We start from the raw sequence: 9,433 nt of genomic DNA on the forward strand, positions 1-9,433 counted from the left end.
CCTCGACTTCGTCGAGGCCGCGGCCGATGAGGCGAGAACCAAAACCTGCTCCCGGCAGGCAGAGGAACCCTGCGAGGGGTGCAGCTGAGTGATGCTCACTAAAGCTCACTTAGATGCAACGGTTGTCGAGGCGACAAGGACTTACTGCATCCCCTAAGATTACTAAATGAAGATGGGAAAGTACCTACCCGAAGAATTAAACGTCCCGACCCTCTGTGTCAAGCTTAGGTGAGACAGTTCACACCGATACATAAATGAGCTAAGGGGGTGGAGAAAGACTATCTCCAATGACCATGACAACAACCACCAATAGCGACACGCACATGCATAGTGGTGCAATGACTAAATTAGCGATAGCGAATCTGTAGATGTTTGAGCGTTCATATGGACGTCGACAGTTCTCGGCGAAGTACAAAGCCAAGACTCTTGCCGGCTACGACGCAAAGAAAGAGGGCGATGCTTCGACGTTATGGTCTCTTACTGCTTTCTCGTTGTGACGTGGCGTCGCCAACGTGATGAAGGTGCCCAAGAGGCTCTGGCTCAAGCAGCGGGTCGTCAAAAGACTGATCCCCAAGACCACAAGATCGCCAGCTTGAAGCGTAAGGTCGGCCGGTTGGAAGGTGAAGTGAACAAGTCGAGAAGGGTTATTGAAATTCAGGGAAACCTCTCCGCTCTGTTAGAGACACTTGCCTTGGACAGAACTGCGGAGAACGGCGAGTTGAAATGACCGATAAAGCAGTGGACCAACTCAGCCAAGTGGTGAGCAAGGGTGCGGCGTTCACGGCGCTCGGAGTGGACCGGGCAACCTGGTGTCGCCGGTACCGCTGCAGTACGCCACCACCAAAGCCACAGCGATTAGATGTTATCCAGTCTCGAGCTCTGAGCGTTGTTGAGCGCAAGCAGATTAGGGCAACGCTTGAGTCTGAGCAGTTCATAGACGAAGCTCCGGCCACGGTATATGCCAAACTCCTTGATCAGGGCGCCTATCTGGGCTCGGTGTCGACCACGTACCCCATATTGCACAGCCACGACGAAGTCCGAGAACGACGTCGCCAAGCCACCCACCCTGCCCACAAAAAGCCCAAGCTCATTGCCACCAAACAAAGTGAAGTCTGGAGCTGGGATATCACAAAGCTCCACGAGCCCGCAAAGTGGACCTAACTACTACTACTACTACCTCTACGTGATCTTGGATATTTACAGCCGCTACGTCACGGGTTGGATGGCGACCCGTGCCTAACTCTCCAAGTGAGTGATGGATGAGTCAACTGCATCTCAAGGTGTACCCAGTGGTCAGCTCACGTTGCACTCCGATGGGGGATCACCAATGATCGCCAAGCCAGTAGCGCACCTACTGGCGGATCTCGGAGTCATCAAATCCCGCAGCCGTCCTCATGTAAGTAATGACAATCCCTATTCAAAGAGCCAGTTCCGAACCCTCAAATACCGGCCCGACTTTCCCGATCGACTTGGCAGCTTCAAAGACGCTCAGGCCCATTGTCGACGCTTTAGGTCTCGGTACAACGGACGTCATCGTCACTTTGGCATTAGATATCACACTCCCGCCGATGTCCACTACGGACGAGCTGAAAAGGTTCGTAAGCGACGTGAGACGGTTCTGTTAGACGCCTATGCAGAACACCCCGAACACTTTGTTCACAAAGTTCCCACCCCACCGGCGCTTCCAACCCTTGCCTGGATCAACCAACCAAAGAAGGAGACTGCCGACTAAGTAGATAATTGAAAGAATTGTCTCAAAAAGCTTGATATGTAATGAGACTTGGTTACCGCCACTCGTTAGTGCTCATTCCGCCTGGAACACAAAGCAATTACCACCTTTCAGAAGGTTCGACTGTCTTTATGAGCGCGACTTATAGCGAGAGATGGCAAGCGGAGCAAAAACCACCACGATGCCGATCATCCAAGCAAAGCTATAAAGGAGATAATGGTTCACAGGTCCGCCCAGAGTAAGTGCTCGTAGGGCGTCGACGGAGTTTGTGATGGGGTTCGCCTTGGCGAACACTTGCAACCATCCTGGCATGGTCGAGACAGGCACGAAGGCAGCGCTTGCAAAGGTGAGAGGAAAGATCCACACAAATCCTGCTACATTGGCGGTCTCGGTGTTCTTGGAAGAAACTCCAGTGAAAGCTGAGATCCAACTTAGAGAGAACCCGAAAAGGACTGCGACCAAAACAACTAAAAGGGCATTACCAAGACCGTTTTGAAACCGAAATCCAATTATGTACCCCGAGACAACCATTATGAGTACCACTATTAGGTTCCGCAGTGTGTCTGCTAGAGTTCTCCCTGCAAGCACCGCCGATCGAGACATGGGGAGAGATCTAAATCGGTCAATTATTCCGCTTTGTAAGTCTTCAGCTAGACCCACGCCTGTTTGGGTAGACCCAAAGGCAACTGTCTGGATCAAGATACCCGGAACCAGAAAGTCTACGTACTTGGTGTGCACCCCCCTAACTGCTCCTCCAAATACATAAGTGAACAGAAGGAGAAAGATAACAGGCTGAATGGTCGAAAATACAAGTAACCCAGGGAGCCTAACATAACGCAGGAGATTTCGCTTTGCTAGCACCAAGGTGTCAAGGACCGCAAATCTGAACTTGACTCCAAACGACCCTTGAGGATCGTTGAACTCTTGAACGTCTTGATTTGGATCAACTATCTGCATCTGCCACTCCATGTCCAGTGAGAGCCAAAAACGCATCGTCGAGAGTGGGACCTTCTAGTGATATCTCAGCTATCTCAAGATTGTGATCGTCCAACGCCCTTACAACCTCTGCTAGCACGCCTTTTTTATCGTTACTTGCTGCGCGCACCCTGTTTCGGTCTGCTTCAACGTGAGTGTCTTTCAGTCCCAGGGAATGTAGCAATCGAATAGCAGATTCCATAGCTTCTCGAGAGGTTAGCGTCACTGCGACCACTGATGACCCGACTAGAGACTTGATCTCCTGAGGAGTGCCACTCGCTATTATCTTACCACGATCGATAACCGCTAGCTGTGAGGCCAACCTATCCGCCTCTTCGAGGTATTGAGTAGTAAGGAGAACCGTAGATCCAGAGTCCGCCAGGCGTTCTACGATATCCCAAAGCTCATTTCGACTACGTGGGTCAAGTCCAGTTGTAGGTTCATCCAAAAACAGTATCTTTGGTTTGGCAACAAGAGCGGCTGCTAGGTCAAGCCTCCTCCTCATACCACCGGAGTACTGCCTTACCTGGCGATCGGCCGCATCTGACAGTGTGAACGTCTCGAGCAGTTGCGAAGCTCTTCTCTTGGACTCTGATCGCCCTAGGTGATAGAGGCGTCCTACCATCACAAGATTCTCATACCCAGTGAGGTTTTCATCAACGGCGGCGTACTGACCAGCGAGACCGATCTCAAACCGAACGCGTTGGGCTTGTCTTGCAACGTCAATCCCATTTACTAGGGCTTTCCCTTTATCGGGCACGATCAAGGTTGTGAGCACTTTGACCAAAGTCGTCTTTCCTGCACCGTTTGGACCTAAAAGCCCAAAGATAGTACCTCTTGGCACCGACAATGAGACTTCGTCAAGGGCAAGTTTATCTTTGTAGCTCTTTGAAATATTATCTACTTCAATGGCTGCCTGTGCGCTCACACCATCTGCAACACCGTAAGGGATATCAAATTCCAACTAACGCCTCCAAGAAGTAACTTCACGGCGTGTTCAACTCAGTCACATAGTTGCAGTTCAGTCCTAAAGCGACGAGATTCAAATACGACTACGGCATCAACCTATCAAAGACAACCTTGTTGGGATTGAACAACCACTTGGGATCAAGAGCTGCCTTAATGCGTCTCATCCACTCAATCTCTTCCGTTCCGTACTGGTCCTTCATGAAGTCTCTCTTTATGAGACCGATCCCATGCTCGCCAGATATGGTTCCTCCCATCGACAGTGCAGCTGCAACGATATCTGCAAAGCAACGATCGGCAATCTCTATGACCTCTTGATCTCTAGAGGGCAAAACCAACGTCGGATGGAGGTTCCCGTCACCGCCGTGACCGAATGTACCGACAGTAATCTGCCACTTCTTGGCGATCTTTGCGATCTCGGAGATCATCTCCCCTATCCGGGACACTGGAACACCAACGTCGTCCAAGATCGCTGGCCCGAGCCTCTCTAAAGCGGTTAGGGCGAGTCTACGGGCCTCTAGCAGCGCATCGGCTTCATCTGGATCCTCCGTACGGTAGATCTCCCCCGAACCAGATTGAGCACAGATAGCCTCTATGAGCTTGAGCTCCTCTGCTCCTTCTCCCCCTTTGACATCGCTTTGTGCAACGATAACGGCTTCTGCCTCTTCGTCGATACCCAGGTTTTTCCAGGCGTTTATAGCTCGAACCGTCTCTTGATCCATAACCTCTAGGAGTGACGGTGACAACTTGGAGGCTATCTCCCGCAGAGCATCCCCCATCTCCTCAAGTATCGAGAAGCTAGCTACTACGGTTCCAGCGACCGGTGCCGGAGCGTGACGGAGTCTCATGGTGGCTTTTGTCAAAACACCCAAGGTACCCTCAGATCCAACGAATAGCTGTGCCAGTCGATAGCCAGCGGAAGATTTCTTAGTCCTTCGCCCAAGAGTCATTATCTCTCCCGTTGGAGAGACGATCTCAAGTTCACTCACATAGTCAGCCGTCACTCCGTACTTCACACAACAGAGTCCACCTGCGTTAGTAGACACGTTTCCACCTATTGAGCAAAATGTGTAGCTTCCTGGATCTGGAGGATAGAAAAACCCCTCCTTTGCAACGGCATCTTTGAGGGTCTTGTTGATGACTCCAGGCTCAACCGTTGCCAGAAGATTGACGGGGTCTATATCTAAGATTCGATCCATCTTGGCTACGTTGATTACAAGTGAACCAGAGATTGGGTCAGCCCCGCCAGCTAACCCACTCAGCGCACCTTGGGGAATCACGGGAACCTCAAACTCATTAGCCAGCTTTACAGCTCGAGCGATCTGAGCAGTAGACGATGGAGTGATGACAACCCGAGGCATCTCGCCCTGAACAGTTGTAGTACGGTCTGCTCTGTATGAGTTCATAATGTCAGGATCGACGATTACCCTCTCCGAGCCAACGGCGTCTCGCAGACGATCAACAAAGATATCCGAGTTCAACACTCTCTCCGTTTCTAAAGCTGAGTTGTCTTGATCATACCCTAGCCACCAGCTAAAGTTCAGCTGAAACCGAAGTGAAGATGAACTTCTTCTTACAAATTCAACTACAGACTCTTCGCCTCATCGAATAGCCGCTGCAAGGTGAGCTCGAGATCGTTGGTCATGGCGACTATCGCTCTCCTTGGAACACTTTTCTTGCCCGAGGTATCTTCCACGTAGCTCGATGGATACATTGCCTTGCCGACAATAGACCTTACTCTACCCCTCCTTGGAAACTTGCTTCCCGGTGGCAGTACATGGTCGCTTCCATAAAACGCTACCGGTACCACGGGAACCTTCGTCTTGAGCGAGAGGTAAGCTACGCCCTCGTGGATCTTCTCTACTTTTTCGCCGCTTCTTCTCTCACCTTCTGGAAACACCACCAACGACTCCCCTGCCCGCAGTATCTCCAAAGCTGTATTCAACGAGTTCCGATCGGCACCGCTTCGATCCACTGGAAAGCCACCAAGGAGCTCGATCAAACGCCCAAGCCAGGGATTTTTCCAAAGCTCAGACTTTGCCATGTAACGAAGCGGTTCCTTCAGAATCGAACCTACCAAAGGAGTATCAATGTAGGAGCGATGGGTCGGCGCCAGGACAAAAGGAGAGCTCGGTAGAGGTGCCTCGAAGTAGACCTTGTTCCCAAAATAAAGTCTATTTACCAAGTAGACAACTCCACGAGCAAAGGCATAGAAACGGGGGCTTTGCTGTAGTGGTCTGTTGATGAGGTCATCTACGAAAGACCTATTTGACAACGCGCTCGCCTCTTTCGTAGGAGAGGTTGTGACAAATGGTTTCCACCTTGGTAGCAAGTGCAGTCTGAACCGTCTCCAACACGTCCTCGGGGCTTAGTGAGGTGGTGTCCCACACAACAGCATCAGACGCAGGTATTGTAGGGGCCACCTCTCTTTTTCGATCCGCTAGATCTCTTTCGACCACAGAGGCTTCCTCTGGCCTTCTAGCTCTTTGTGCATCTGAAGACACTGTGAGAAAAACCTTGAAGTAGGCGTCCGGAAAGACCACTGTGCCTATATCTCTGCCTTCTACAATAGAAGACCCGTATCTGTCGACCCATAACCTCTGAAGCTCGTTGAGGTACGATCGGACTTCAGGTTTGGCCGACACCTTAGGAAGAACTCTCTGAACCTCTTTGGAGCGAAGTTGATCTGTCACGTCATCTCCTCCTAGGATAACACGGCCGCCATCCACCGAGATCACTAGACTGCGCAGCATATCCGCGATATACTCATTTGAGGCAAGATCCTCCAGGTCAAAGTGATTCCGAGCTACCCATAGTGCTACTGCTCGATAATATAGCCCGCTGTTTAGGGTAGGAATATTCAACACTTCTGATAGACGACGCGCTAGTGTGGATTTTCCACTTCCAGCTTGTCCGTCAATTGCGATGACCGGCGCATAAGGAGCACCCCACGGTGCATCTTTATAATTAACCAAAACCAGCCCTCGTTCCCGTCTGTGAAGTACCCAGAGATATGATCTATGATTTCAGTTAAGTCCCAGGGATTTTCCCTCTGTTACTTATATAGATGAAGGATACTATCAACGTGGCGAAAACTAGGTTTAAATCAGACAAGGGATTAGTGGCTCGAATGGGTCTCACTATCTTTTTGCTAGGAGCCCTTTACGTAGCCTTCGTAGCGGTGTTGCTGGCAGTAGGCGTGCAGCTGATCACCGTTGTCTTCATCGGTCTAGGTATCTTGTTCGTGCAATACTTCTTCTCGGACAAGATCGCTCTCTTTGGCATGCACGGCAAAGTTGTGACCGAGCAAGAAGCGCCAGAGCTTTATCAGATAGTAAGACGGCTCTGCGCACTGGCCAATATGCCCATGCCGAGGGTCGCTGTCGCCAACACCGATATGCCAAACGCCTTTGCAACAGGTAGAAACCCCAAGAATGCAGTTGTATGCGTGACGACTGGTCTCCTCCGAAGACTCGACACCGAAGAGGTAGAGGCTGTTCTTGCTCACGAGCTGTCACACGTCGCTCACAGAGATGTGGCTGTGATGACGATCGCATCCTTCCTGGGAATGGTAGCGGGAATACTTACTCGTGTTCTGTACTACAGCGAGCTATTCGGAGGTATGGGTTATGGTGGAGGTGGATACGGAGGACGAGGTGGTGGACGATCGAACAACAACTCAGCAGCCGGTAACATCTTTGCTATAGAGGCTGGAGTTATGCTTGTTTCGATAGTGGTCTATGCCATATCCTTCCTGTTGATTAGAGCCTTATCGAGATACAGGGAGTTGAGCGCAGATAGGTCTGGAGCCATCTTGCTCGGGCGCCCTTCGCTGCTGAAATCGGCTTTGATCAAGATAACGGGCGAGATCGGTAGAATCCCCACGAAGGACATAAGGTCTGCCGCAGCCTTCAATGCGTTTTACTTCACCCCGGCAGTTGCTAAAGGACAGTTCTCGATATCGACGATATTTTCGACTCATCCGTCCTTAGAGAGACGAATCGCTGAGCTTGATAAACTTGAGCGTGAGCTAGGGACTGCTGAATAGCTGAGCTATAGCTATCCCGGCTTTATACCTACAGAATAAGGCAGGTTATCTTGGGTCTATTTGACGTCCTAACAGGTAGAACAAAACCAGTAAAGGCAAATCTAGACAGACTCTTTGCTATTCCTGGCGTTGCGGTAACCTTGGAACTCAGCGCGAATTTAAAGTCAGTAAACAAAGCAGCTGTGTGTTACAAGCCAGCATCGGGAAGCGCCTTTGAAAACACTCGATCTGAGTTTTTGGAAGTGCTGAAGACCATGGTAAAGGATCCAGACTCCCAGATAACGGTATCGAAAGACGAGTACGGCTATGAATGGATAGTAGTTAAAGACGACGACATAGAGTCCTTAACCACAAAGATACATCTTGTGAACAAGACCCTTGAAGACCACGGATTTTCACCTTCGCTTCTTTTGTCTGCATTTAAGTTTCAAGAGACCTCATCAGCACAAGACGTCTATTGGATCTACCTATACAAAAAAGGTACCTTTTATCCCTTTGTACCTCTTATCAATCAAAGGCGCGACAACGAAAGAGAGTTGGCCCTAAAGGCGATCGTAGGATCGGATCTTCCAGTCGAACCCGATCTGGAGTCGTGGATGCCTCCGTGGGGACTTCCACTCTAGGTCTCTTTGACCGGGAGTTACTACCGATAAAGAGGCCCACCTACCTATTCGATGATAGGTCCTAGGGTGTGGAGGTGATTTAGTACTACCGATAATTCAAGTCGTATTGGGTAAGGCGCAACGCCACCAGGCCCTGACCATATTTGTACTCGCTATAGTCGTCACCCTATTGGGCGCTGCGGCTTCCTCGCTAACTCATTCAGTATCGCTGTTTACAGGGATCTATTGGGCCGTCACTACCGCAACAACAGTCGGCTACGGAGATGTGACGCCTAAAAATACCGTTGGTAAGGTCATAGCAGCTGCGGTGATGCTTACCTCGATACCACTTTTTGCTTCTCTATTTGCCGTACTGGCGGCCCACGTTACCGCTCAACAGATTAGGAAAATCATGGGTTTAGACAAAAAAGAGCCAAGAGACGGCTTTACTCTTTTGATCGGTTCGAGCCCCTTGCTTCGACAGACCATAGAAGAGCTTTATAAAGCAGGACGCCGGTGTGTGATCGTGCCCGGAGATCACGGCGGCGCCGAATACGAGGATATGCAAGAGTACATACACGTGATCGATGGCTCATCTGCAGAGGAGGCGACAATAAGAAAAGCGCACCCCGAGCGGGCAGAACAGATCCTGATTGCCTCGGATAAAGACACCGATGTACTTCTGGCGTCAGTGATAACTAAGCATCTGGCTCCAGAGGTACCCGTAGTTGCGGTCGCCAAGTCAAAGCAAGTTGCCGCAGCGATCTCGGATCTAGTGTCCCTCTTCAGAAGTTTGCGGAGAAACAATAGGCTCCAGGTATTTCTGCATTGAAGCGAAGATCTCGTCGGCGCTCTTGGTCCAGATGAAGGGCTTGGGGTTCTCGTTCCAGGCCTTGGCCCACTTGGTAATCCCTCTGTTGAGTTCGGTCACACTGTGGTGAACGCTGCGCTGCAGGTACTTGGTGGTCAGGGCTGAGAACCACCTCTCTACCTGATTCATCCAAGAAGAATACGTTGGTGTGAAATGGAACACAAATCTCAGATGGCGAAGGAGCCAGGTTCTCACCGACTCGGTCTTATGGGATAAGTAGTTGTCTAAAACGACGTGAACTC

General features: G+C 50.5%; 13 protein-coding genes. 7 read left to right on the forward strand and 6 right to left on the reverse strand.

What is annotated here, in order from left to right; all coding sequences use genetic code 11:
- Positions 1-368 precede the first annotated feature (368 nt).
- The 4 genes from BUA24_RS13180 (at position 369) to BUA24_RS12955 (ending at position 1,732) form a co-directional block, all read left to right on the forward strand.
- The gene (locus BUA24_RS13180) at positions 369-497 is read left to right on the forward strand and encodes a hypothetical protein (protein WP_272867297.1); all 129 of its coding nucleotides are present in this window, start codon (positions 369-371) and stop codon (positions 495-497) included.
- Positions 494-727: a hypothetical protein gene (locus tag BUA24_RS08215; RefSeq protein WP_143146470.1), complete on the forward strand. Its 234-nt coding sequence runs from the start codon at positions 494-496 to the stop codon at positions 725-727. Before BUA24_RS13180 ends, BUA24_RS08215 begins: the two co-directional genes overlap by 4 nt.
- A complete protein-coding gene (locus tag BUA24_RS12950; RefSeq protein WP_084660340.1) occupies positions 724-1,161 on the forward strand; it encodes a hypothetical protein in 438 nt (145 codons plus the stop codon). Before BUA24_RS08215 ends, BUA24_RS12950 begins: the two co-directional genes overlap by 4 nt.
- Before the next feature lie 94 nt (positions 1,162-1,255).
- Positions 1,256-1,732, forward strand: a complete 477-nt coding sequence (locus BUA24_RS12955; protein WP_084660341.1) for an integrase core domain-containing protein — start codon at positions 1,256-1,258, stop codon at positions 1,730-1,732.
- Positions 1,733-1,858: 126 nt separating this feature from the next.
- On the opposite strand, the gene BUA24_RS08225 is transcribed toward BUA24_RS12955, so the two are convergent.
- From BUA24_RS08225 to cmk, 5 genes are all read right to left on the reverse strand, one after another.
- Positions 1,859-2,686 carry an ABC transporter permease gene (locus BUA24_RS08225; protein WP_072791217.1) on the reverse strand — a complete coding sequence of 276 codons (828 nt, stop codon included), beginning with the start codon at positions 2,684-2,686 and terminating at the stop codon, positions 1,859-1,861.
- Positions 2,673-3,668, reverse strand: a complete 996-nt coding sequence (locus BUA24_RS08230) for an ATP-binding cassette domain-containing protein (protein WP_245790378.1) — start codon at positions 3,666-3,668, stop codon at positions 2,673-2,675. The genes BUA24_RS08225 and BUA24_RS08230 overlap by 14 nt, the downstream gene beginning before the upstream one ends.
- 88 nt (positions 3,669-3,756) lie before the next feature.
- Positions 3,757-5,151, reverse strand: coding sequence for an FAD-binding oxidoreductase (locus BUA24_RS08235; RefSeq protein WP_072791276.1), 1,395 nt, complete (start codon positions 5,149-5,151; stop codon positions 3,757-3,759).
- A 104-nt stretch (positions 5,152-5,255) separates the two neighbouring features.
- Positions 5,256-5,945, reverse strand: a complete 690-nt coding sequence (locus BUA24_RS08240; RefSeq protein ID WP_072791219.1) for a lysophospholipid acyltransferase family protein — start codon at positions 5,943-5,945, stop codon at positions 5,256-5,258.
- Positions 5,935-6,645, reverse strand: a complete 711-nt coding sequence (gene cmk / locus BUA24_RS08245; RefSeq protein WP_072791222.1) for a (d)CMP kinase — start codon at positions 6,643-6,645, stop codon at positions 5,935-5,937. The genes BUA24_RS08240 and cmk overlap by 11 nt, the downstream gene beginning before the upstream one ends.
- Before the next feature lie 110 nt (positions 6,646-6,755).
- Here cmk and htpX point away from each other — a divergent pair, with 110 nt between their 5' ends.
- The 3 genes from htpX to BUA24_RS08260 all read left to right on the forward strand — a co-directional run bounded on the left by htpX (position 6,756) and on the right by BUA24_RS08260 (position 9,152).
- Positions 6,756-7,718, forward strand: coding sequence for a zinc metalloprotease HtpX (gene htpX / locus BUA24_RS08250; RefSeq protein ID WP_245790380.1), 963 nt, complete (start codon positions 6,756-6,758; stop codon positions 7,716-7,718).
- A gap of 50 nt (positions 7,719-7,768) precedes the next feature.
- Positions 7,769-8,341 carry a PspA-associated protein PspAB gene (pspAB, locus tag BUA24_RS08255; RefSeq protein ID WP_072791226.1) on the forward strand — a complete coding sequence of 191 codons (573 nt, stop codon included), beginning with the start codon at positions 7,769-7,771 and terminating at the stop codon, positions 8,339-8,341.
- Positions 8,342-8,447: 106 nt separating this feature from the next.
- Positions 8,448-9,152, forward strand: a complete 705-nt coding sequence (locus tag BUA24_RS08260; protein WP_072791228.1) for an ion channel — start codon at positions 8,448-8,450, stop codon at positions 9,150-9,152.
- On the opposite strand, the gene BUA24_RS08265 is transcribed toward BUA24_RS08260, so the two are convergent.
- Positions 9,093-9,433 (reverse strand): transposase (locus tag BUA24_RS08265; protein ID WP_218587445.1); only part of this gene is annotated, 341 nt, incomplete at its 5' end. The two genes, BUA24_RS08260 and BUA24_RS08265, sit on opposite strands and share 60 nt — an antisense overlap.

Origin of the sequence: Ferrithrix thermotolerans DSM 19514, from assembly GCF_900128965.1 — a bacterium.
Classification (GTDB): Bacteria; Actinomycetota; Acidimicrobiia; order Acidimicrobiales; family Acidimicrobiaceae; genus Ferrithrix; species Ferrithrix thermotolerans.

Bases quoted from the DNA above. Each gene is read 5' to 3' on its own strand.
- BUA24_RS13180 (WP_272867297.1), top strand. From the start codon at position 369: ATGTTTGAGCGTTCATATGGACGTCGACAGTTCTCGGCGAAGTACAAA.
- BUA24_RS08225 (WP_072791217.1), bottom strand. From the start codon at position 2,686: ATGCAGATAGTTGATCCAAATCAAGACGTTCAAGAGTTCAACGATCCT.
- BUA24_RS12955 (WP_084660341.1), top strand. From the start codon at position 1,256: ATGGATGAGTCAACTGCATCTCAAGGTGTACCCAGTGGTCAGCTCACG.
- BUA24_RS12950 (WP_084660340.1), top strand. From the start codon at position 724: ATGACCGATAAAGCAGTGGACCAACTCAGCCAAGTGGTGAGCAAGGGT.